Genomic DNA, 23,248 nt, shown 5'->3' with positions numbered 1-23,248 from the left:
TTACCCTGCCTGGACATCGGCGCACAAGGCGGCGAGGATGTCGGCGATGGCGACGCCGTCCGCCTCGGCCTCGAAATTACGCAGCACGCGGTGCGCCAGCACGGGCAGCAGCATGGCTTTGACGTCGTCGCGCGTGACGGCGAGGCGGCCGCGCATCAGCGCGCGCGCCTTGGCCGCCAGCACGAGGGCCTGGCCGGCGCGCGGGCCGGCGCCCCAGCCGATATGCTTGCGGATCGCCGCCACGGGCGAGTCGCCCGGCCGCGTCGCGCGTACGAGGCGCGTGGCATAGCGCAGCATCGCGTCCGATATCTCGATGTCGCGCACGAGCTGCTGCAGGCGCAGCAGGGTGTCCACGTCCAGCGCCGGGACGGCGTCGGCCAGGCCCGCGTGCGTCGTCGCGCCGACCATCATCATCTCTTCGTCCTCGGTCGGGTAGCCGACGTCGATGCGCAGCAGGAAGCGGTCGAGCTGCGCCTCCGGCAGCGGGTACGTGCCGGCCTGCTCGATCGGATTCTGCGTGGCCAGCACGAAGAACGGCTGCGGCAGCCGATGCGTCTGGCCGGCGAACGTCACGCTGCGCTCCTGCATCGCTTCCAGCAGCGCCGACTGGGTCTTGGGCGGCGCGCGGTTGATCTCGTCGGCGAGCAGCACCTGCGTGAACACGGGGCCGCGCTGGAAGCGGAACACGCGCTGGCGCGTGGCCGGGTCTTCTTCCAGGATCTCGGTGCCGACGATATCGGACGGCATCAGGTCGGGCGTGAACTGCACGCGCCGGAACTGCATGTCCGTCGCCTGCGCCAGCGACTTCACGAGCAGCGTCTTGCCGAGGCCAGGCACGCCCTCGACGAGCGCATGGCCGCCGCCCAGCAGGCACGTCACGAGCAGGTCGATCACGTCGCGCTGGCCGACGATCACGCGGCCCATGCTCTCCTTGAGCGCGTTCACTTTCGCCACCAGGTCGGCGATCTCGTTCTCAGTCCATGCCGCTTCTGCCACAGCTCATGCTCCCAATGCGTATTGAATGATGTTCACTGCAAAACGGGTGTTGTCGACCGCGAGCCAGCGCTTGTTGCGGAAGTCGTAGTCCCACTCGCAGCCGTAATCCTTGTTCGAGTACAGCACCCCGATGCGGCCGTTCACCTCGATCGCGCGCAGGTATTCGTGCACGAGATCGTCGCCCCAGCCGTTCAGCTCCACGGCCGTGTTGGGCGGGCCGTCGAAGTGGAAAAAGGCGGAATACAGGCGGTGGTCGTTGGGGACTTTATGCAGCGCCTTCGGGCCGAAGATGCGCGCCATCTCGGCCTCGAACGATTTGGCGAACAGGCCGTCGATGTCGTGGTTGCAGTCGTCCACGAACACGAAGCCGCCGCCCTTCACGTAGCGTTCGAAGTTGCGCCGCTCGCCCGGCGTGAACTGCACGAGCTTGTGCCCGGCCAGGTAGCAGAACGGCGCTTCCAGCATCTTCGGGTCCGACAGCGCGACGATGCGCTCGGCCGTGTCCACCCGCAAGGTCGTGTACTCGACGAGCGAGTTCAGGACGTTGCTGGGCATGCGCTGGTCCACATCCCAATCGCCGGATTCGTAGGTCAGCCGCGTGAAGTAGAAATCGTACGTCGCCATGCGCTCAGCCGATCCTGCGGCCCGTGTTGAAGAAGGTACGGCGTTCCATTCGATGCTCCGATTACACGTGGTTTGCATATTGCTGATGTTCGCGTGGGCTCGGGGAGCCCACCCTACGTCAGCACGCGCCGTTCCGATTACACGGCGTCCGACAGCGACGTGAAGTTGAAATCGCGTACCCGCATCGGCGGAATCAGCATCTGGAACGGCACCTCGTCGCCCGCGATGACGACCGGCTTGCCGATCTCGTCGATGTTGTTGAGCATCGTGACGGGGCTCTCGTTGAAGCGGAAGTTCTTGATCGGATACTTGATCTTGCCGTTCTCGATGTAGAACGTGCCGTCGCGCGTGAGGCCCGTCAGCAGCACGGTCTGCGGGTCGACGGAGCGGATGTACCACGTGCGCGTCACGAGCACGCCCTTCTTGGTATTCGCGATCAGCTCCGCCGTCGACTTGCCGGTACCGGCCATGATGATGTTGCCCGGTGCGGCCGTCGGCTGCACGCCCTTCTTCTTCGCCCAGTACTGCGAGTAGTTCAGGGCGTTGACCTTGCCGTCCTTGATCAGGTCCATGCGCCGGCGCGCGATCAGGTTCCCGGTGTCCCACGGCAGCACGGGCACGTCCGGGTTCCACGGGTCGGCCCAGATGTTCACCTGCTGGTCGAACAGCTTGTCGCCAAGGCGCGAGGCGCCGCCCTTCTTCGACAGGAAGCTGCGGCCTTCGTCCGTCTCGCGCGCGTCGAAGGCGGACAGCATGTAGCCGAGCAGCTCGGACGTGGCGGCCGGTTCCAGGATCACGGTGTAGCGGCCCGGTTCCAGCGCTTTGGCGTCGACCGAACGCAGCGCCTTTTCGATCGCGACGTCGGCCGCTTCGCGCGCGTCGAACTTGTTGGCGTCCGTGGCCGAGCGCTTGACCCAGCCGGAGCCGCGGCCGTCTTCGGTGCGCACGGTGCAGGTGAAATCGAGGCCCGTCTGTTCCTGGTGGCCGAACACGCTGTTCGAGTTGGCCACGCTGGAGAACGACGTGACGTCCGAGAAGAAGCCGGCGGCGACGAGCTTGTTCTTCTTGCAGGCTTCGATCGCATACGCGGCCGTCTGGGCGCGGAATTCCGGATCGATGGCGGCCGTCCTGGCGTTGAAGGTCTGCGACGCCTTGTAGTCCTGCTTGCCGACGGCCGGCATGAATTCCGGATTTTCCGGCGCCAGGCGCGCCAGGTCCTCGGCGCGGCGCACGACTTTTTCCAGCGACTTGTCGTCGAACTCGTTGATGGTGGCGGTGCCCTGGCGTTTGCCGAAGGCGACCGTCACGGCGATGTTCGTGTCGTCCGCCAGGCCGGCCGTGGAGACCTGGTTGCGCGCGAAGCGGATGTTGCCGTTGCGGCTGCCGTCGACGGTAACGATGCATTCGTCCGCCTTCGAGAAGGACAGGACGCGGTCGCAAATGTGCTTGGTTTGTTCCTGGGTCAGGATGGTCATGGTATGGGGTCTCCTGCCTTAGCCGATCTTGCGGGCGGTGTTGATGACGTTGATGCCGTTGAAGCGCGCGGTCGATGAACCGTGCGACACGATGCTGATCTGCGGAGGCTGGCCCTTGCCGTCGAAGAAGGAGCCGCCCATGCGCCAGTCGCGCTCATCGCAGACCGCCGTGCAGGCATTCCAGAAGTCCTGCGTGTTCGACTGGTACGCCACGTCTTCCAGCATGTGGCCGATCTTGCCGTTGTTGATCTCGTAGAACAGCTGGCCGCCGAACTGGAAGTTGTAGCGCTGCTGGTCGATCGAGAACGAGCCGTCGCCCACGATATAGATGCCCTTCTTGATGTCCTTGACCATCTCGTCCGGCGTGAGCTTCTTGCTGCCGGCCTGCAGCGAGACGTTCGGCATGCGCTGGAACTGCACGTTGCTCCAGCTGTCCGCGTACGAGCAGCCGTCCGATTCCGTCTTGCCGATGATGTGCGCCTGGTCGCGCGTGGCCTGGTAGCTGACGAGGATGCCGTCCCTGATGAGGTCCCAGCGCTTGGTCCGGACGCCTTCGTCGTCGTATCCCACGTTGCCCAGCGAGCCCGGCGTCGTCTTGTCGGCGACGATGTTCACGTGCGGCGAACCGTAGTTGAACTTCTTCGATTCCCATTTATCGAGCGTGGCGAAGCTCGTGCCGGCGTAATTGGCCTCGTAGCCCAGCACGCGATCGAGTTCGGTCGGGTGGCCGACGGATTCGTGGATCGTCAGGTACAGGTGTTCGGGCGACAGCATCAGGTCGTACTTGCCAGGCGTGACCGACTTTGCCGCCAGCTTGCGCCTGGCGTCGCGGCCCGCGGCGCGCGCGTCCTCGATGATGTCATAGGACTTCGTGTACAGCGTGGCGACGCCGCCGGCCGCCTTGAGCTTGTGTTCGGGCCTGGCGTCCAGGTATTCGTAACCCATGCCGACCGGCGCCGACAGGCCATTCCGCGAGCGGAACTTGCCGCTGGCCTTGTCGACCGCCGTCGCGGAGAACGGCGCCCACAGGCGCTGGATGTCCTGGTCGATGTACGAACCGTCGGTGGACGCGAAGTACTTCTGCTGGTGTACCTGGAACAGCATCGACTGCATGAAGCTCGCGCCGGCGTCCATGCCCGCCTTGTTCGCCGCGATCAACAGTTCGGCCTTGTCCTTGATGGGCACCGTGCGCCAGTCCCGGGCGACCGGGGTCGCCCACGCCACGTCGCCCACGCCCTTCACGGGCGCCAGCCGTACCGGTTCCGACTGCAGCCTGGCGTTCGCCTTCGCGATCGCCACCGCCTGGCGCGCGGCGCCCGCGATGCCGTCCGGCGTCATGTCGTTGGTGGCGGCGAAGCCGTACGCGCCATTGCACACCACGCGCACGCCGACGCCGGCCGATTCCGTGTTCGTCACGTTCTCGACGTTCAGGTCGCGGGTGACGACGTACTGGTTCAAATAGCGGCCGATGCGCACGTCGCAATAACTCGCGCCGGCCTTGGTGGCGGCATTCAGCGCGGTGTCGGCCAGCGCCTTCTTGGCCGCGACGGACATCGAGGTCAGCATCTCCTCGGCCGCGATGGCGTTGCCGAACACGGGCACCAGCATGGCGCCGGCGGTGCCGGCACCGATTTTAAGGAAGGTACGGCGTTCCATGGGGTCTCCTGAAATCACACAACATTTTTTTTGACTGCGGACCGGATGGCGGCCCGCTCGTTCTTTTTGACTGCTGCGGTGCGAGGAAAAGCGCAGCCACCTTAGCAGCAAGTTGACGTTTTATACAGGCAATCTTCATGCCATGGACGAGGCCGCGGATTTGGCGGCGTTGCGGCCGTTCGCGGTGTCCGCGGCTGTCCGGCCGGTGTCCGCGAGCGGCGACCGGACACCGCATATATGCATGGCCAACATTACGGAATGGTTACGCGTGACATTTCGTGCATTTTTACAGTTACTCACCGTGTATATTGCGACGGCAACGCTTGCATGTCACATTTCGCATACCGGAATAGGGAATCCATGAAGATCGTCCGCCTCGCCGCGGCCGCCGCGCTCGCGCTGGCCGGCTGCACGCTCCACGCCCAGGAAATCAGCCAGGCCACCGCCCCGCCGACCGCCGCGCCGTCCGTTTCCCCTGCCGTCGAGAACTCGGTGGTCAAGATCTTCAGCACGCTGCGTCGTCCGGACCCGTTCAAGCCCTGGACCAAGGCCACGCCGCAGGACATCACCGGATCGGGCGTCGTCATCGAGGGCAAGCGCATCCTGACCAACGCCCACGTGGTCGGCTACGCGAGCCAGGTGCAGGTGCAGGCGAGCCAGGACGGCGACAAGGTCGGCGCCACCGTCGTTGCGATCGCGCGCGGCATGGACCTGGCCCTGCTGAAGCTGGATGACGAATCGTTCTTCGACAAGCACCATCCGGTCAAGCGCGCGAGCGTGCTGCCGGACGTGCGCGAGGCCGTGATGGCGTACGGCTACCCGCTCGGCGGCACGTCGCTGTCCGTCACCAAGGGCATCGTCTCGCGCGTCGAATTCGTCCACTACGGGTACGGCAGCGCGGGCCTGCGCGTGCAGATCGACGCGCCGATCAACCCCGGCAACAGCGGTGGCCCCGTGATCGATGGCGACAAGATGGTCGGCCTCGCGTTCTCGGTGGCGGCGAACGCCCAGAACATCGGCTACGTGATCCCCAACGAGGAAGTGGAACTGTTCCTGCGCGACGTGGCCGACGGCCGCTACGACGGCAAGCCGCTGCTGCTGGACGACGTCCAGACCCTGGAAAATCCGGTCCTGCGCCAATACCTCAAGCTCGACAAGTCGGTCGACGGCGTCGTCGTGCACCGCCCCTACCGCAGCGATGCCGCGTATCCGCTGAAGGAATGGGACGTCATCACGCGCATCGGCGAGTACCCGATCGACGACCAGGGCATGGTCAAGCTGGGCCCGAACCTGCGCGTGCGCTTCCAGTATCGCGTGCAGCAGGTCGCGAAGGACGGCAAGGTGCCGCTGACCATCGTCCGCGACGGCAAGACCATGCAGGTGCAGGTGCCCGTCGGCGGCCCGCGTCCCCTCCTGATCCCGCCGCTGGAAGGCACCTACCCGTCGTACTTCGTGTACGGCCCGATCGTGTTCTCGCGCGCCACGGCCGAATACCTCTCCTTCATCACCGCCAACGCCCAGCTGCAGAACGCCTACGGCTTCAACGCCAGCCCGCTCGTCACGCGCCGCGGCGACGAGCCGGACGCGCAGCACGAGGAACTCGTCGTCGTCAGCTCGCCGTTCTTCCCGCACAAGGTCGTCGCCGGCTACAGCAACCGCTTCGGCTCCGTCGTGGAATCCGTCAACGGCGTGCCCGTGCACAGCCTGCGCCACCTGGTCGCCCTGCTGCGCGACCTCAAGGACGACCTGGTCGTGCTGCGCTTCGACCAGCGCATCGGCGAGACGATGGTCTTGCCGCGCAAGGCGATGGTCGACGCGACCGAAGGCATCCTGCAGGACAACGGCATCCGTTCGCAGGGCTCGCCCGACATGATGGCCGTCTGGAACGGCAAGAAGATCTGATGGGGCGCGCGACTTCCTGGCGCAGCGCGGTCCGCGCGGTCGTGGTGGCGGCCTGCGCGCCGGCCCTGTGTCTCGGTGCGGGCGCGTCGCCCCTGCCCACGCCGGCCCAGCTGGCCGCGCTGGCCTTCCCCGGCTGGAGCGACAGCGCGGCCGGGCGCGTGCACAGCGCCACGCTGCCGCCCCTTCCCGGCATGGCGCATGGCATCTACGCCGGCTGGAACACGGGCACGAACCGGGTGCTCGTCGAACCGAAATTGGTGCTGCGCACGGACGCGACGCACGTGACGCTCGTCGCGGGCCTCGTGCCGGCCGGCGACGACGGGCACTCCACCGCCGTCCATGCGACGCCGATGGCGCTGGCGGCCTACCAGTTCGAGCAGCGCCGCGGCACCTGGGGCGTGAGCGCACGCCAGGGCATCTTCGCGCTGCGCGGTTTTTCCGGCGCCGCCGCGGTGCGCGAAGTCGCGCTGGCCGCGCGGCACCCGGCCTTGGCCGTCGAATACGGCAGCTGCTGGCAAGGCTATTGCGGCACCTGGCTCGCCGTGTACGAAGTGGGCCGCGACATGATCCGGCGCGAACCGGCCGTGGAGCTGGCGCTGTCCGGCATCAACGTCGACAGCGCGACGGATTGCCAGCGCCGCCTGGCGCCGCTCATCAAGCCGCACGCGCAGGATCCGGCCGCGCACGACGATGGCGGCGGGCCGGAGCCGCACGACTGCTACGCGATCGAGGGCAGCTGGACGATCGACGCCACGCACGACCAGCCCGGCGACCTGACCGTCCACTACCAGGGCGCGATCAGCCGCGCCGAGGCGTTCGCTGGGCCGCCGGCCGCGATCGACCAGCGCCAGGTGCTCCGCTACGGCAACGGCAAGTACCGGGCGATTTCCGGGTTCTCGCCGGTGCCGGCGATCTGACGTGCGGCTTTCAATCTGACCCGCGGCTTTAATAACGTCGCCCCTGCGAAGGCAGGGGCCCAAGTTTTTGCGCGGCCACGCACGCGAAATCAGGTTCCCGCCTGCGCGGGAACGACGGATCAAGGGGATTTTTTCTTCACCGGCGTGAAGTTCAAATCCTGGAAGTCGTAGCTGAAATCCGTCTCGGTGGAAATCGGCTGCATCTTCATGCGCTCGATGCTGCCGTCCGGGTTGAGCGCGAACGTCACGTAGGCGTCCGCGTTGAAGTTGCGCTCCTTCCAGCGCACGATGAACGTGTCGTGCTGGTAGTGTTCCAGCTCGCCCGTGAGGTCGGGCGTGCGCGACAGCGTCAACACCTGTTTGCCGCCGACGTGCCTGATCGTCGCGATGCCGTACCACGGGTCCTGGTAGTCGCCGTCGTACGCCGTGCGCGCCAGCGACGGTTGCGACTTCGCCGCGCGCGCCGCGCCGGCCGTGCCGAGGCGCGCCAGTTCCTTCGCGTGCTTCTCGTCCTCGACGGCCTTGACCGCGCCGATCCAGTCGGTGCCGGCGGCCGGGTTCAGCATGCGGTCGAGCAGCTGGTACTGCAGCGCATTCAGCGCGCCGCCGCTTTCGGCATTGGTCAGGATCGCGATGCCGATCTTCGCTTCCGGCACCAGCAGCACCTTCGAATAAAAGCCCTGCAGCGCACCGCTGTGCATGGCCAGGAGCCGGCCCTGCCAGTCGCGCAGCTGGAAGCCGAGGCCGTAGGCCAGGAAGTTCGGGCGCGTGCCGGCCAGCCTCGGATCGGGTTCGCTGATGCGCATCGGCGTCTGCGCCGTCCACATCTCGCGCGCCTGCTTCGCGCTGAACAGCCGCACTTCCTTGCCGTCGGCGCCCATCCCGACGCGGCCTCCGGCCAGCAGCACGTTCATCCAGCGCGCGATGTCCTCGGCATTCGTGTTGATGCCGACGGCGCCCACCGCGTTCGGCACGGGCATCGCCTTCACGGCCGCTATCTTGTCGTTGATCTTGCTGTGGGCATTCGCCACGTCCGGATTGCCCGCGTTCTCGAGAAGGCTCGTCGTCGTCGACGCCATGCCCACCGGCGCGAGGATGCGTTCGTGGATCGTCTCGCCCCACGTCTTGCCCGACTTCGCCGCGACGATCTTGCCGGCCACGATGTACAGCAGGTTGTCGTACGCATAGCTGCTGCGGAAGCTCGTGGCCGGGCGGATGTAGCCCAGCTTGTGGATGATTTCGTCGGTCGAGAAATTCGTCGTCGGCCACCACAGCAGGTCGCCCGCGCCGAGACCCAGGCCGCTGCGGTGCGTGAGCAGGTCGCGCACCGTCATCTCGTGCGTGACGTACGCGTCGTACATCTGGAAGTCCGGCAGGTGCTTCGTGACCGGATCGTCCCACGCCAGCTTGCCTTCGTCGACGAGCATCGCCAGCGCGGCCGCCGTGAACGCCTTGGAGTTCGACGCGATCTCGAACAACGTCTTGCCGTCGACCTTGCCGGGGGCGCCCAGCTTGCGCACGCCGAAGCCTTGCGTGGCCACGACCTTGCCGTCCTTGACGACGGCGATCGCGATGCCGGGCACGTCGAACGATTTCATGGTGCGTTCGACGTCGTCCGCCAGGTGCGCATTCAGGGCGGCGGCGGCGTCGAACGCGGCGGCGGAAGCGGTGGAAGCGGTGGAAGCGGGAGGTGCGGCGGGGGCGGCGGGGACGGCGGGCGCCTGCGCCAGTGCGGCGCCGGAGAAAGCGAGCAGGATCGCTGCTGCGATGCGGTTCATGGATTGCACTCTTGGGTTCCTCGAATGGTGATTGACCCCGGATGACGGGAGCGCCGAGCAGGATAGCATTTTCGCCCGGGGCTCTGCTATGATCCGCCTTTCACCGCTCGACCTTCCGCGCTGCGCCGCGGTTCCCAGATGGACGCATTCCTCGTATCCACCGGCATCGTCGCCCTCGCCGAAATCGGCGACAAGACGCAGTTGCTGGCCTTTTTGCTCGCCGCGCGCTTCCGCCGCCCTTTGCCGATCGTCTGCGGCATCCTCGTCGCGACGATCGCCAACCACGCCTTCGCGGCCGCCGTCGGCGCCCTCGTCGGCAGGCTGCTGGGCCCCGACGTCATGCGCTGGGTGCTGGGCATCGCCTTCCTCGGCATGGCCGCCTGGATCATGGTGCCGGACGAAGTCGATGACGACGCGCCCCCGCTGGCGCGCTTCGGCGTCTTCCTCGCCACCGCGATCGCGTTCTTCGTCGCCGAGATGGGCGACAAGACGCAGATCGCGACCGTCGCGCTGGCGGCGCGCTACAGCGCCGCCGTGTCCGTGGTCGCCGGCACGACGCTCGGCATGATGATCGCGAACGTGCCGGCCGTGTACTTCGGCGACCGCATCGCCGCGCGTCTCAACGACAACCCGGGATCGCTGAAACTCGTGCACGGCCTGGCCGCGCTCATCTTCGCGGTACTCGGCATCGCGACCTTGCTCGGCGCGGGGCGCAACCTCGGGTTCTAAGGCTGCGCCGCCTGCGTGATCCACACGGGCGCCGACCACAGCACACGGCCGTCGTCCTGCGTCACCTTCGCGTAATAAAAATGCGCGCCGGGCGCCGGCACGGTCGTGACGTCGGCCTTGTCGGACAGCTGGCTCACGTCGCCGTTGCGGCCCGGGACGCCTTCCACGATCGCCACCGTCGCGGCCCGCCGGTCGGACGCGCTGGCGTACGCCACCTGCAGGCGCAGCGCTCCCGTGTTGTCGAAGCGCTCGCCCATCAGGTGTCCGTTCGCGGTGAAGACCACCTGCGCATCCTTGTCCATCGTGGCGAACACGCGGCGCGCGCGCACGGCGTCGAGAAAGCTGGCGCGATCAAGCGGCACGCCGTTCGGGATCAGGACGGCGCTGCGGTTGCTGTACGACGCGCCCCAGTTGGCGCAGTGGTTGTCCTGGTTGCTGCTGAACGCGACGTGGTAGCCCGCTTCCAGCAGCTTGTTGCAGGCCTGTTCGAAATTGCTGCGCCGGGTTTCTCCTTCGTTCTCGCTGCTGGAAAACGCCGAGCTGTTGACCACTTCGCACAAGGCCATGACGGCGTCGCCGTCCGCCGTGTACGCAAGCGGCGTGCCGTTCACGGCGAACTGGCCCGTCAACGCCGGATGATTGAACTGGCCCGTCAGGCCGCGCTGGCGCATCAGCGCATACAGCGCGGCGTAGTCGCTCTTGGCCGTTTCCGTGTCGGCGATCAGCTCGCCCTTCGCGTTCTTCTCCCAGCCGAGCAGCTCGTCGCTGTCGAAGATGTTCAGGTGGCCGCCGTTGCCGATCACGCCCCACTCCATGCCGTACAAGGCCAGGAAGCCCGGATTCGCACCGGTGTAGTCGCGCGCCGTTTTCAGGCCCGCCTGGTACATGGCCTTCGCTTTCACGGGATCGGCGTCCGGGTTCGTGCCGTCCGAACCGTCGTACATGTGGTTGTGCTCCGAGACCATCAGGATGTCCAGGCCGTGGTTGCGGGCGTACGGGTAGGCGGCGTCGGGGCCGTAGGGCGCCGTCTGCGGGTCCTGCGCGCCGTGGCAGGTGGCGACGGGGCCGCCGCCGTCGCTGTCGCGCGTCTGGCTGTGCAGGTTGCCGTAATAGACCGTGTACGGCAGCGCGCCCGGCGCCGGCGCGGCCATCATGTGCGCATGTCCCGTCGCCAGCGGCGCAAAGGCCGGCAGCGCCGGTGCCGGCAGCGTGCCCACGGCGATGTCCCAGGACTGGTCGGCCGTCTCGCCCCCGGCGGCGGCATGCAGGCGCACGTGATAGATGCCGGGCGCGGGCCGGCGGCCGGCCAGGCTGCCGGTCCAGCGCACGACCACATCGACCGGCCTGCCGGTCAGCGCCAGGTGCCCGTGCCACTGCGCGACGCGGCGGCCGGACGGCGCGACGAGGTCCACACGCCACGTCACGGGGACGCGTCCGCGCAGGCCGGGATAGTCGAACGACAGCGCGAACGCGCGCGCATCCGGGCGCGCGCCGGCGTCGCCGCGGTACGGCGCCAGCAAGGTCGCTTCGAATTCGCGGTGTTCGCGCGTGGCGGCGGCCGCGGGGTTGAACACGCCGGCCGCAGCCAGCACCAGGGAAAGAGTGGGGATTAAGGTTTTCATGATGCAATTTTTGCAATTGCATGCATTTCCGCCTTGATCCAAGGCTCATAAAATTGTCAGATAGATATTAATTTATTGACAAATTTTAAGGCCGCATCTGTTCGAACGCCGTCCTGCCCGCATGCGGCGCGCTGGCGGCCGCGTCGTGGCGGGAAGTCACGTGCAGTTCCACCTCGTGCGTGCGGCCGTCGTCCGCCAGCGCGATCGTGCTGCCCTGCTGCGCCACGCCGTCCACCCGGAGCAGCGGCGCGTCCGCGCGGCGCACGGCGATCGTGTAGTGGCTGCCGCGGTAGCGATAGTGCAGGCGGAAGCCCTCCCAGCCGGCGGGCAGGCGCGGCACGAGCGTCAGCGTGTCGCCCGCGCGCGTCACGCCCAGCAGGGATTCGACGATCAGCCGGTACATCCAGCCGGCCGACCCCGTGTACCAGCTCCAGCCGCCCCGTCCCACGTGCGGCGCGGCCGCATACACGTCGGCCGTCATCACATACGGTTCGGCTTTATACACGTCGCAGGCTGCCTCCGTGCGCGCGTGGTTGAGCGGGTTGATCATGCGTGCCAGTTCCCACGCCCGTTCCGTGTCGCCCAGCTGCGCGAACGCCATCGCCGTCCAGATCGCGGCGTGCGTGTACTGGCCGCCGTTCTCGCGCACGCCCGGCACGTAGCCGCGGATATAGCCCGGGTCGAGCCGGCCCTGGTCGAACGGCGGATCGAGCAGCTGGACCAGTGCCGCGTCGCGCCGCACGAGATGCGCATCGACGGCATCCATCGCGATGCGCGCCCGTCCGCGGTCGGCGGCGCCGGACAGCACGGCCCAGCTCTGCGCGATCGAATCGATGCGGCACTCGTCGTTGTCGCGCGAGCCGAGCGGGGTGCCGTCGTCGAAATAGGCGCGCCGATACCATTCGCCATCCCACGCGTTGTCCTCGATGTTGTGCGCGAGGACCTGGGCCGCGCTGCGGCAGGTGGTGCAGAAACCGTAGTCGCCGCGGCGGTCGGCCAGGTCGGCGAAGCGGCACAGCACGTCGTACAGGAAGAAGCCGAGCCAGACGCTCTCGCCGCAGCCGCCGTTGCCCACGCGGTCCATGCCGTCGTTCCAGTCGCACGTGCCGATCAGCGGCAGGCCGTGCGGGCCGAACGCGAGGGCGCGCCGCAGCGCGCGCACGCAATGTTCGTAGATGCTGGCCTGCTCGCGCGACTGGCCGGGTACGTCGAACCACGATTCCTCGTCCTGCTTGAGCGCGCGGCCTTCGATGAACGGCGCGACCTCGTCCAGCAGCGAATCGTCGCCGGTGACGCCGACGTAGCGATGCACGGCGAGCGGCAGCCACAGATAGTCGTCCGAGCAGCGCGTGCGTACGCCGCGTCCGGTCGGCGGATGCCACCAGTGCTGCACATCGCCTTCGACGAACTGGTGGCCGGCGAACAGCAGGATGTGGTCGCGCAGCAGTTCCGGCCGCGCGTGCACGGTGGCCATCGCATCCTGCAGCTGGTCGCGGAAGCCGTAGGCGCCGCCCGACTGGTAATAGCCGCTGCGCGCCCACATGCGGCAGGCGATCGTCTGGTACATCAGCCAGCCGTTGGCGAGCGCGTCGAATTCCGGTTCGGGCGTCTCGATGCGTACGGCACCCAGCGTCTCGTCCCAGAAGTCGCGCACGCGCGCCAGGTCGGCGGCGGCCGTCGCCGCGCCGCTGTGGCGCTGGACCATGCCGGAAGCGTCCAGGTTGCGGCGGCCGCCGACGCCGAGCATGAACACCAGTTCCTGCTCCTCGCCCGGCAGCAGCTCGACGACGGTCTGCAGCGCCGCGCAAGGATCGTGCGCGGCGCCGGCGCGGCCGGACAGGGTCGCGCGTCCGAGCGCGGCCGGATCGGCCAGGCTGCGGTCGCGGCCGATGAATTCGGCGCGGTCGCACGTGAAGGCCACGTGCTCGGCGTCGAGGTGGAAGAAAGCGACGCGGCCGGAGAAGTCGGCGTTGTAGGCATTGCGGGCGAACAGCGCGCCGCTGACGGGGTCCTGCTCGGTCACCACGTGCAGCGCCGATTTCGCACGCAGGTCGCCCAGCACCCATTCCACGTAACCGGTCACGGACAGCCGGCGCGCGACGGCATCGTCGTTGCGCAGCTTGACGACGACATGCTTGAGCGGCGCGTCCAGCGCCACATACGTCAGCAGCTCGCTGTGGATGCCATGCGCCGCGTGCTCGAACACGCTGTAGCCGAAGCCGTGGCGCGTGACGTACTCGCCGCCCGACGGCGCCGGCAGCGCGGTCGGCGACCAGAACACGCCGGTCTGTTCGTCGCGCACATAAAACACTTCGCCGCCGCGGTCGGCCACCGGATCGTTGTCCCACGGCGTCAACCGGAATTCATGGGCGTTCTGGTTCCAGCTGTAGGCCTGGCCGCTTTCCGACACGACGCTGCCGAACATGGGGCTGGCCAGCACGTTGGCCCACGGCGCCGGCGTGGGCCGGCCCGGACCCGTGCGGATGACGTATTCGCGCCCGTCCTCGCTGAAGCCGCCGATGCCGTTGTCCAGCACCAGCGCGGGCGCCGCCGGCCTGGCCGGCGCGTGCTGCCGCGCGGGCAAGGCCGGCACGAACGCCGGCGGCAGCTCGACCTTGCGCGCGGCCGCGCGGCGCAGCTGTTCGGCCAGGCCGCCATGCTCGTCGGACAGGATCACGCGCGCCACGGCCTGCATCAGCACGCGGTCCTCGTTCGGGATCTGGTCGGGCATGCGCACGAACACGCCGCCCGGCCGGTCGATCGACTGCGCGTCGAGGCCGGAGGCGATCAGGCTCATGATCTGGTCGTGCAGCGCCTGGCGGTAGCCGCCCGTCTTCGACTCGCCGTCCTCGCACCAGATCACGAGGTCGACGACGAGCCCTTTCAGCCGCCACCACGCGTGCGCCTGGACCAGCTGGCGCGCCAGTTCGATGTTGGCGGCGGCGCGCATGTGCAGCAGTACGATCGGGTAGTCGCCCGAGATCGCGTAGGGCCACAAGCCCGACTGGCCGCGCTGGTTGCGCGCGATGATGGCGGGGTCGGCGCGCAACGCGGCCTGCGGATGGAGCACGCTGCCGGCCAGGCGCGCATACAGCTGGGCGTCCGCCTCGCTCGCGTTCAGCTGGCGCAGCACCACCTGGCCGTGCGTCCACGCCAGTTCGGACACACGGTCGGCCAGGTGGCGGTCCTGGTATTTGTCGATCAGGCGCAGCGCCTGTTCGCGCGTATCGGCCGCGCCCAGCACGATATCGACGCTCACTTCCTGGTGCGGGGCGAGGCGCACGACGCGGCGGATCGCCACCGCCGGATCGAGCACGGCGCCGGCCGATCCGCCGAGCGGCGCGCGTCCTTCCAGCGCGGCCGGACGCGCATTGCCGCGGCCGCGGCCGATGAACGCCGCGCGGCTCGTTTCGAATTCGGGCAGCGACGCGTCCACGTTCTCGCCATGCACCGTCATCAGGTTCAGCAGCCACGGCACGGCTTCTTCCTTGTGGCGCGGGCGGCGCGCGCACAGGATCGCGCCGCGCTCGGCCAGGATCTCCGTCTGCACGAACAGCTTGGAAAACGCCGGATGCGCGGCGTCGGCCGCGGCCGGCGCCAGCACCACCTCCGCATAACTCGTCAGCTCGATCGTGCGGGTCGCCCCCGTCTTGTTGGCGATGCGCAGGCGGCGCAGCTCGATGTCGTCCTCGGGCGAGACGACGATCTCCGTGTGCAGCTCGATGCCGCGGTCGCGCCGGCGGAACTCCGCGCGGGCCTCGGAGAACACGGCCTCGTAATGTTCGGGCCGCGCCAGGGTGGGCTGCCACGTGTTCGACCACACGGCGCCGTCGTCCAGGTCGCGCACGTAGCAGAAGTGGCCGCGGTCGTCGACGGTCGGGTCTTCGCGCCAGCGCGTGACGGCCAGGTCGCGCCAGACGCTGTAGCCGCCGCCGCCGGCCGTCACCATCACGTGGTAGCGGCCGTTGGACAGCAACTGCACTTCCTGCGGCGCCGCATCGGGCCGCGCCACGGTGCGCGCCGTCATGCCTGCGTCCGGCGTCGGCAGGCGCAGTTCCTCGGCGTCGGCGCGCGCGGACGCATGCGCGCCCGCGGCCGGCACGCGCTCCTGCAACAGCAGCAGCGTGGCCCGGAATTGCGGGTCGCTCTCGAAGCGGCGCTGCATGGGCCGGTCGTGCAGCAGGTACGACAGCGCGAGGAATCCCATGCCCTGGTGGTGCACCATGAACGAGCGCACGATGGCGCAGGCCTGCCCGTGCGGCAGGCGCGCCGGCGTATAGTCGACGGCCTCGTAGAAGCCGTAGCGGCCCATGAAGCCCAGCTTCGCCATGCGTTCCAGGTTGGCGCACGCGCGTTCCGGCTCGACCATCAACGCCATCATCGTGGCGTACGGCGCGACGACGAGGTCTTCGCCGAGGCCGCGTTTCGCACCCGTGCCGGGCACGCCGAACGCGCGGTACTGGTAATTCAGCGCGGCGTCCACCGCGTTGTAGCCGGACTCGGAGATGCCCCACGGGACGTTGCGCCGGCGGCCATACTCGGCCTGGGCGCGCACGATGCCGCGACAGGTCTGGTCGAGCAGCGTATCGCGGTACGTCGGCATCACCAGCAGGGGCATCAGGTATTCGAACATCGATCCGCTCCACGACAGCAGCAACTGCTGGCCGTGCACGAGGCACAGCTGGCGGCCCAGCGCGAACCAGTGCTCCTGCGGGAACTGGCCTTGCGCGATGCCGACGAAGCTGGCCAGGCGCGCTTCCGACGCGAGCAGGTCGTAGCTGCCGGCGTCCAGCCGGCGCTCGGCGACGTGGTAGCCGATCGCCAGCAGGCCCGTGTCTTCGTTGTACAGGAAGCAGAAATCCATGTCGGCGCACGCGCGCGCGTCGCGGACCAGCTGCGCGATCTCCTGCAGGCGCGCCCGCGCGTTGACGCAGCCTTCCGCCACGAGGCGCGCGAGCAGCAGCTGGCGCGTGCGCTCTTCCGGCGCCAGGTCGTCGCCGGGCGCCTTCATGCCGAAGCTGGCCAGCTCGCGCAAGGTCGGGATGCGCGTGAGGGTCGAATCGATCACGTATTCCTGCACGACGCGCATCCACGGCGCCATCAGGAGCAGGTCGTCCCGGGCGGCGGCCGTTTGCGCCGCCAGCTTGCCGGCCCAGTCGCGCAACTGCGGGTCGGCGTCGAGCGGCACGACGGTGCACAGCGCCTCGGCCTGGCGCGCCAGCGCCTGCAGGCACTCGGCGAGACCCGGCAGCGTGCCCGCGTTGCGGCAGCGCTCGGGCGTCAGCTGCTGGCGCAGCGCGGCGATCGCCTCGCGTACGGCGGGCATCGCGGGTGTCGCATGTTCCTCGACGACGTCGAGCGTGTCGCGGATGCCGTCCAGCGCGCGGCTGGACGCGATGGGCTCGTCGGCCAGGCCTTCCAGGCCGGCGGCGAGCGTGAACAGGTGCCCGGCCAGGTTGCCGCTGTCGACGGCCGACACGTATTGCGGCGGCAGCGGCGCCAGCGTCCGCGTGTCGTACCAGTTGTAGAAATGGCCGCGGTGGCGTTCCAGCCGGGCCATCGTGCCCAGGGTCGCGCGCGTGCGCGCCAGCAGTTCGCTCGTCGCTGCGTGGCCGAAGTCCCAGGCCGTGACGTTGGCCAGCAGCGCCAGCCCCAGATTCGTCGGCGACGTGCGGTGCGCGACGACCGGCGCCGGATGCTCCTGCATATTGTCCGGCGGGAGCCAGTTGTCCTGCGCCGTGACGTGGTCCTCGAAGAACGCCCAGGTGCGGCGCGCCAGCACGCGCAGGAAGCGGCGCTGGCTGCCCGAGAGATGCGGCACGGGACGCGCGGCCGGCAGGCTGACCCACCACGCCACGACCGGCGACAGGAACCACAGCAACAGCAGCGGCGCGGCGGCGAACAGCGCGAACGGATTCGCAAAGCTGAGCAGGACGGCGGCGCCGACCGCGAATGCGGGCGCGAACCACATGTTCTGCCAGTTCGATTCCATGTCGGTGCTGGAGCGCGACAGGCTCGACGCCCGCCACTCGAGCCGGCGCCGTTTCGACACGCGCATGCGCCACGCGGCGCGCGCGATCGCGTCCAGGCCGTAGCTGGCTTCGTGCGGCAGGAAGGCCGTGTTCAGCAGCGCGTGGCCCAGGCCGATGCGCGTGGACTGCGCCCAGTTCAGCAGGTGCTGGCCCAGCGGGAGGTCGTGCGGCTTGTCGGCGAGGCCGATCAAGGCGCCCAGCGCGAACGGCAGGAAGAACACGGCCAGCACGGCCGCGCTCCAGAACGCGGGTGCCGCCAGCAGGGTCCAGCACAACAGCAGCGCGACGGTCAGCGTGGGCGCGACGAGGCTGCGGCGCAGGTTGTCGAACAGCTTCCAGCGCGCCAGCGGCGGCAGCGGATTGGGTTCCGTGCGGCCGTCGGCCAGCGGCACGCGCGCGCGCAGCCAGCCGGCCAGCTGCCAGTCGCCGCGGATCCAGCGGTGCCGCCGGCTGACGTCGTCGCTGTAGCGCGCCGGGCAGGCTTCGACGAGCGCGGCGTCGCTGAGCAGGCCGGAACGCGCATAGCAGCCTTCCAGCAGGTCGTGCGACAGCACGCGGTCGTCCGGAAAGCGTCCGCGCAGCACGCGCTCGAACGCTTCCAGGTCGTAGATGCCCTTGCCCGTGAACGAGCCTTCGCCGAACAGGTCCTGGTAGACGTCGGATACGGTGCGCGTGTACGGATCGATGCCCGGCTCGCCGCCGCACAGCCGTTCGTAGCGCGATGCATCCTCCGGCGGCAGCGCCGCCGTCACGCGCGGCTGCAGCAGGCCGTAGCCTTCCACCACGCGCCGGCCATCGGCCGAGAACACGGGATGGTTGAGCGGATGCGCCATCGCGGCGACGAAGGCGCGCGCGGCGTCGCGCGGCAGCTGGGTGTCGGCGTCGAGCGTGATCACATAGCGGATCTCGTCCAGGCCGTCGACCGGGCCCTCGATGACGGCGAACGGCGCGCGCTCGCCGCGCAACAGGAAAGTATTCAGGTCTTCCAGCTTGCCGCGCTTGCGCTCGCGGCCGATCCAGGCGCCCTCGCCTTCGCTCCACACGCGCTGGCGGTGCAGCAGCAGGAACGGGCCCGCCTCGTCGTACTTCGCGTTCAGCGCGGCGATGGCGGCGCGCGCCTGTTCGATCAGTTCGGCGTCGCCGTACACCTCTTGCCGCGGCGCGTCGACCAGGTCGGTCAGGAGGCAGAAGCGCAGGTGCGGATCGCGGTTGGCCAGGTAGCGCACCTCGAGCGCGTCGACCAGCGCCGCCACGTTGTCGCGGCTGTACAGCAGCGCCGGCACGACGACGATGGCGCGCGCATCGGGCGGGATGCCGGCACTGAAATCCATGCGCGGCAGCGGCGCCGGCGCCACCAGCCGCGTGGCCATCAGGTTGACGAGGGTCTGCGCCAGCTGGCTCGCGCCGAGCACACCCAGCACCCCGATGGCGACGAGCAGGCCGGGGCCGGCGCCCTCCTGCATCGCATGCACGACGGCCGCCGCCGCGAACAGCGCCGTGAACGCGCCGATGGCGCCCAGGTAGGACAGCAGCGGACGCGCGCGCGCCGCGCGGCGCAGCGCGGCCTTGAGGCCGGGGCGCATGTTCAGGCGCGCTTCCAGTTGGGGCAAGCCGTTGCCGGCCAGGTAGTAACCGACGTGGCGCAGGCGCGCGTCCAGGCCGCCCTCGCCGACCGTGCGCGGTTCCGCCGCCAGCGCGAGGGCCTCGGTCGCGATCTCCGTCTCGCTGCGGCCGCTGGCGCGCGCGAGGCGTTCGACCACGTGGCGATAATGGTCGCGCGTGGCGAAGTCCATCCTGCCGTAGACGCCGGCCGGGTCGCCGCGCAGCGCCTGCTCGACGGCGCTCATCGTCTCGACGAATTCGCGCCAGTCGGTGCTGCCGAGCAGGCGCAGGCTGGCGATCGTGTTGGAGACCGAGACCTGGTCGGTGGCCTGCTGCGTGACGTCGGCCTGCACGGCCTGGTCGATCGTGCGGCCTTCGTCGGCGAGACGCGTGGCGATCCATTGCAATGCCTGCGTGAGCGGGCCGCTGCGGCCCTGCAGCCGGCGCGTGAGTTCGGCCACGAAGCCCGAGCCCATCGGCTGCACGTCGCGCGCCATGTCGGCCACGACGAGAATGAGGTCACCGGGGCGCTCGTCGGCCTTGGCCGTCATGCGGTCGGCCCAGCGGTTGGCCTGTTCGCGCTGGCGCCGGCTGTCGGCCTGGCGCGCGGCGATGCGGCGCAGGTTGTCGATCAGCGCGAGGCGCAGCATGATCGGGATCGCCCACAACTCGCCCAGTGCCAGCGGCGTCCCCTCCTGGTAGGCGGCGACGAAGCGCGCCAGGCTTTCCGGCTCCAGGCGGCCGTCGCCATGCGCGATCAGCTCCAGCGCCAGCTGGTACACGCGCGGGCTGTCGCACGCATCGGCATCCTGCAGGCAGGGCAGCTCGCGGCTGTAATCCCTGGGCAGGTGGCTGCGCGCGAGGCGGATCTGCTCCTCGATCAGGTAGTAATTATCGAGCAGCCATTCGGCCGCCGGCGCCAGGCGCACGCCGGCCTTGGCGGCGAGGGTGAGGCCGGCGCAGGCGTCGGCGATGACGCCAGCGTTGTCGGCCAGGCGCGCCAGCAGGCGGTCGCTGCCCGGTTGGCTGCTCAGTTGATGGCGCGCGGCGAGGCGGCGGCCGTGCACGGCCATCTGGGCGGCGGAAAACAGTTCGGCGCGCAGCGGTGCGTCGTCGTTGGCGAGGCCGCGGGCTGCGGGTGGATGCGCTTTTTCTTCTTTCAACAGGAACCTCATGGTGGCGTGCGCAACCGACCGCCGGCTGACGCGGGACGCGACCATTCGGGTGAGAGCGAAAAGACTCGAGGGCGCACGGCTTTTGCCATGCTAAGAGATCATGTGCCTGAAAACTGTGCGGTAGCGTACACAGGTTGACAATCGGTATGTTCAGGCCAGCGCGACACCGCCCACGAGGGTCCATGCCTGCGCATGTCCGGCCCGGCGCAGGCATTGGGCCGCCTTCGCGCTGCGATTGCCGCTGCGGCACACGAAAACGACGGGACGCGCCGGTTCCGACAACCACGCCGCCACGTGTTCCGCCAGTCGCGACAGCGGCACGTTGTGCGCCGCGCGGCCGTGCAACGCCATCGCGCCGGCCGCCGCCTCGAAGCCTTCGCGCACGTCGACGAGCAGCGCGTCTTCGTGGCGGCGCAGGAAACCGTCCAGCGCTTCCGGATGCAGCTGCCAGGCCGCACCGGCAGCGCATTCGCGCGGCGCGGCCAGCGTGGTGCAGGCCAGGCCGTCGACGTCGGCGCCGTGGCACTGCACGGCGCCGTCCTGCGCGACGCGCGCCAGGCGCGCGACGTCGACGGTGCCGAAGACGTGGCGCACGTTCGTGCGCGGCAGGCGGCCCGCCTCCGCGGCGCCCAACAGATAGCCGTCCGGCAGTCGGGCCAGCACGGCGCCGCCGATGGCAATGCAGGGCGCATGACTGCCGTCGTCCAGCGCGACGGCGGCGCAATCCGCGTCGTCGAACGTGTGCATGCGCAGGCCCGCGTCGCGCACGAGCGCGGCGATGCGCTCCGCCTGCCCGCGCGGCGGATCGAGCACGACGCACGTGGCGGCATCGAACACGATCCAGCCGTGCCGCCCTTCGCCGCTGACCTGCATGATGCCGGGATTCCCGCCGCTGAGCGGTGACGTGCGCAGCGCCTCGCCGCAGCGCCGGATGCGCGCGCAGGCGGCGTCGATGAAGGCGTCGTCCGCGAGCGGCCCGATCGACAGGCGCACGGCGGCGCCGCTGCGCGACAAGGGCAGGCCCATCGCGTCCAGCACATAACTGGGCGTGGATTTGGCGGCGGAACAGGCCGAACCCGCGCTGACGCGCACGCCGGCCGCGTCGAACAGGTCGAGCAGGTCCTTGCCGGACACGCCGGGCACGGAGAAATTCAGCGTGGTCGGCAAGGTGTGTTCGAACGGCGCGTTGAACGCGACGGCGGGAAAGGCATCGCGCAGGGCGGCCGCCAGCCGGTCGCGCATGGCCGCCAGTTCAGCGTGGCCGCGGAACGTCGTCCCCGCTTCCAGCGCGGCCAGCACGGCGCCGAGGGCGGCGATGCCGGGCATGTTCTCGGTGCCGGACCGCTGCCCGCCTTCCTGGCCGCCGCCGATCATCAGCGGCGTGTAGGGCGCGCCGTCGCGCACGTACAGGATGCCGATGCCCTTCGGCGCATGCAGCTTGTGGCCGGAGAACGGCGCGTAATCGATGCGCGTGTCCGCCAGGGCGAGCGGCAGCTTGCCCAGCGCCTGCACGCAATCGACCATCCAGTAGGCCTTCGATCCGCCCTCGCGCAGCACGCGCGCGATGCCGTCGAGGTCCGAGATCGCGCCCGTCTCGTTGTTGGCCGCCATCGTGCAGACCATGGCGGCGCGCGGCGCCAGGTCGCGCAGGACGTCGAGGCGGTGCCGTCCCGTGGCGTCGACGGGCAGCGGCTGCAGCGTCAGGCCGGTGCCGAGCAGGCGGTTCCAGTGCGCGAGGCTTTCCGACACGGCCTTGTGCTCGGTGGCGCCGTAGACCAGCAGGTCGCCGCACGCCTCGCCGGCCGCGCGGCGTTCGCGCACGGCGACGAGCGCGGACAACACGGCGGTCTGGATGCCTTCCGTGGCGCCGCTGGTGAACAACACCCGTCCCGGGCCGGCGCCGAGCACGCGGCGCGCACGCGCGCGGGTCGTGTCGAGGATGCGTTTGGCGCGCAGGCCGGTGGCGTGGCTGCTGCTCGGATTGCCGAACGAGGCCTGCATCGCGTCGACGGCGGCGGCGATTGCGGAAGGCAGGACCGGCGAAGTGGCGTTTGCGTCGAGGTAGATGTCGGGGGCCATGAAATAATTGCTAAAAGTCCAAAAATAAATGCGCCATGAGCGCGATTGTTGAGTAATATGTTACGGTTTAGTGCCGAAAATGACGTACTAAAGAATCTTTTCTTTTTCCTGGGCTGAAGAACGAACATTCTAGATACCGCGACATGGACAAGATGAATTCACTCGACAAATACGACTGCGCGATTTTGGCAGCCCTGCAGGCGGACGCGACCCTGTCGATCTCCGGCTTGAGCGAGAAGGTCGGGCTGTCCAGCACCCCGTGCTGGAAACGGGTCAAGCGCCTGGAGGAAGAGGGATACATCGAAAGCCGGGTCAGCATCGTCAACCGGAACAAGGTCGGCCTGCCCGTCACCGTGTTCGTCAGCGTGCGCACCAACGAGCACGACGAAAAATGGCTGGAGCGCTTCGCCTCCGCCGTCGTCGCGCTGCCCGAGGTCCTGGAATTCCACCGCATGAGCGGCGACGTCGATTACCTGCTCAAGGTCGTCACCACCGACATCGACGGCTACGACCGCTTCTACAAAAAGCTGATCAGGACGGCCCAGCTGTCCGGCGTCTCCTCCGCGTTCTCGATGGAGCAGATCAAGTGCACCACCGCGCTGCCGCTGGAACTGATCTCGCACGGGCTGCCCGCCTGACCTGTTTGCATGCCACGCCGATC

The 23,248-nt window shown here is 68.9% G+C and carries 12 protein-coding genes; 4 read left to right on the top strand and 8 right to left on the bottom strand.

Translation table 11 applies throughout. The features are described from left to right. From ACEN9Q_RS27410 to ACEN9Q_RS27395, 4 genes are all read right to left on the bottom strand, one after another. The gene (locus tag ACEN9Q_RS27410) at positions 1-996 is read right to left on the bottom strand and encodes an AAA family ATPase (RefSeq protein WP_495626693.1); all 996 of its coding nucleotides are present in this window, start codon (positions 994-996) and stop codon (positions 1-3) included. 3 nt (positions 997-999) lie between these two features. Beyond that, the gene (locus ACEN9Q_RS27405; RefSeq protein WP_495626692.1) at positions 1,000-1,620 is read right to left on the bottom strand and encodes a DUF4159 domain-containing protein; all 621 of its coding nucleotides are present in this window, start codon (positions 1,618-1,620) and stop codon (positions 1,000-1,002) included. Positions 1,621-1,757: 137 nt separating this feature from the next. After that, complete coding sequence (locus ACEN9Q_RS27400) at positions 1,758-3,095, bottom strand: TldD/PmbA family protein (RefSeq protein WP_495626691.1); 1,338 nt, start codon at positions 3,093-3,095, stop codon at positions 1,758-1,760. 18 nt (positions 3,096-3,113) lie between these two features. After that, positions 3,114-4,751, bottom strand: a complete 1,638-nt coding sequence (locus tag ACEN9Q_RS27395; RefSeq protein ID WP_495626690.1) for a TldD/PmbA family protein — start codon at positions 4,749-4,751, stop codon at positions 3,114-3,116. A gap of 360 nt (positions 4,752-5,111) precedes the next feature. On the opposite strand from ACEN9Q_RS27395, the gene ACEN9Q_RS27390 reads away from it, so the two are divergent. Together ACEN9Q_RS27390 and ACEN9Q_RS27385 are read left to right on the top strand one after the other, a co-directional pair. Further along, the gene (locus tag ACEN9Q_RS27390) at positions 5,112-6,653 is read left to right on the top strand and encodes a S1C family serine protease (RefSeq protein WP_495626689.1); all 1,542 of its coding nucleotides are present in this window, start codon (positions 5,112-5,114) and stop codon (positions 6,651-6,653) included. Further along, positions 6,653-7,570, top strand: a complete 918-nt coding sequence (locus tag ACEN9Q_RS27385; protein ID WP_495626688.1) for a hypothetical protein — start codon at positions 6,653-6,655, stop codon at positions 7,568-7,570. The genes ACEN9Q_RS27390 and ACEN9Q_RS27385 overlap by 1 nt, the downstream gene beginning before the upstream one ends. A 119-nt stretch (positions 7,571-7,689) precedes the next feature. Here ACEN9Q_RS27385 and ACEN9Q_RS27380 read toward each other — a convergent pair whose 3' ends face one another. Further along, a complete protein-coding gene (locus ACEN9Q_RS27380; RefSeq protein WP_495626687.1) occupies positions 7,690-9,348 on the bottom strand; it encodes a serine hydrolase in 1,659 nt (552 codons plus the stop codon). A gap of 138 nt (positions 9,349-9,486) precedes the next feature. On the opposite strand from ACEN9Q_RS27380, the gene ACEN9Q_RS27375 reads away from it, so the two are divergent. Continuing rightward, positions 9,487-10,077 (top strand): TMEM165/GDT1 family protein, encoded by a 591-nt coding sequence (locus ACEN9Q_RS27375; RefSeq protein WP_495626686.1) that lies wholly within the window; start codon positions 9,487-9,489, stop codon positions 10,075-10,077. Here ACEN9Q_RS27375 and ACEN9Q_RS27370 read toward each other — a convergent pair. The 3 genes from ACEN9Q_RS27370 to ACEN9Q_RS27360 form a co-directional block, all read right to left on the bottom strand. Further along, entirely contained in the window at positions 10,074-11,699 is a 1,626-nt protein-coding gene (locus ACEN9Q_RS27370) for a CehA/McbA family metallohydrolase (RefSeq protein WP_495626685.1), read from the bottom strand. The genes ACEN9Q_RS27375 and ACEN9Q_RS27370 overlap by 4 nt on opposite strands. A gap of 85 nt (positions 11,700-11,784) precedes the next feature. Next, a complete protein-coding gene (locus ACEN9Q_RS27365; RefSeq protein ID WP_495626684.1) occupies positions 11,785-20,496 on the bottom strand; it encodes a glycoside hydrolase family 94 protein in 8,712 nt (2,903 codons plus the stop codon). Positions 20,497-20,658: 162 nt separating this feature from the next. Continuing rightward, positions 20,659-22,587 (bottom strand): aminotransferase class V-fold PLP-dependent enzyme, encoded by a 1,929-nt coding sequence (locus tag ACEN9Q_RS27360; RefSeq protein ID WP_495626683.1) that lies wholly within the window; start codon positions 22,585-22,587, stop codon positions 20,659-20,661. 152 nt (positions 22,588-22,739) lie between these two features. Here ACEN9Q_RS27360 and ACEN9Q_RS27355 point away from each other — a divergent pair, with 152 nt between their 5' ends. After that, on the top strand, positions 22,740-23,225 hold the full coding sequence (locus tag ACEN9Q_RS27355; RefSeq protein ID WP_056439885.1) for an Lrp/AsnC family transcriptional regulator: 486 nt from the start codon (positions 22,740-22,742) through the stop codon (positions 23,223-23,225). Positions 23,226-23,248 lie beyond the last annotated feature (23 nt).

It is taken from the genome of Massilia sp. Masssp93, from assembly GCF_059491295.1.
The sequence above is the reverse complement of the archived record's forward strand: the minus strand, read 5'-3'. Positions and strand labels throughout refer to the sequence as shown.

Excerpts from the sequence above, each read along its gene's own strand:
- ACEN9Q_RS27405 (WP_495626692.1), bottom strand. The coding sequence starts at position 1,620 with ATGGCGACGTACGATTTCTACTTCACGCGGCTGACCTACGAATCCGGC.
- ACEN9Q_RS27400 (WP_495626691.1), bottom strand. The coding sequence starts at position 3,095 with ATGACCATCCTGACCCAGGAACAAACCAAGCACATTTGCGACCGCGTC.
- ACEN9Q_RS27395 (WP_495626690.1), bottom strand. The coding sequence starts at position 4,751 with ATGGAACGCCGTACCTTCCTTAAAATCGGTGCCGGCACCGCCGGCGCC.
- ACEN9Q_RS27390 (WP_495626689.1), top strand. The coding sequence starts at position 5,112 with ATGAAGATCGTCCGCCTCGCCGCGGCCGCCGCGCTCGCGCTGGCCGGC.
- ACEN9Q_RS27385 (WP_495626688.1), top strand. The coding sequence starts at position 6,653 with ATGGGGCGCGCGACTTCCTGGCGCAGCGCGGTCCGCGCGGTCGTGGTG.
- ACEN9Q_RS27380 (WP_495626687.1), bottom strand. The coding sequence starts at position 9,348 with ATGAACCGCATCGCAGCAGCGATCCTGCTCGCTTTCTCCGGCGCCGCA.
- ACEN9Q_RS27375 (WP_495626686.1), top strand. The coding sequence starts at position 9,487 with ATGGACGCATTCCTCGTATCCACCGGCATCGTCGCCCTCGCCGAAATC.
- ACEN9Q_RS27370 (WP_495626685.1), bottom strand. The coding sequence starts at position 11,699 with ATGAAAACCTTAATCCCCACTCTTTCCCTGGTGCTGGCTGCGGCCGGC.
- ACEN9Q_RS27360 (WP_495626683.1), bottom strand. The coding sequence starts at position 22,587 with ATGGCCCCCGACATCTACCTCGACGCAAACGCCACTTCGCCGGTCCTG.
- ACEN9Q_RS27355 (WP_056439885.1), top strand. The coding sequence starts at position 22,740 with ATGAATTCACTCGACAAATACGACTGCGCGATTTTGGCAGCCCTGCAG.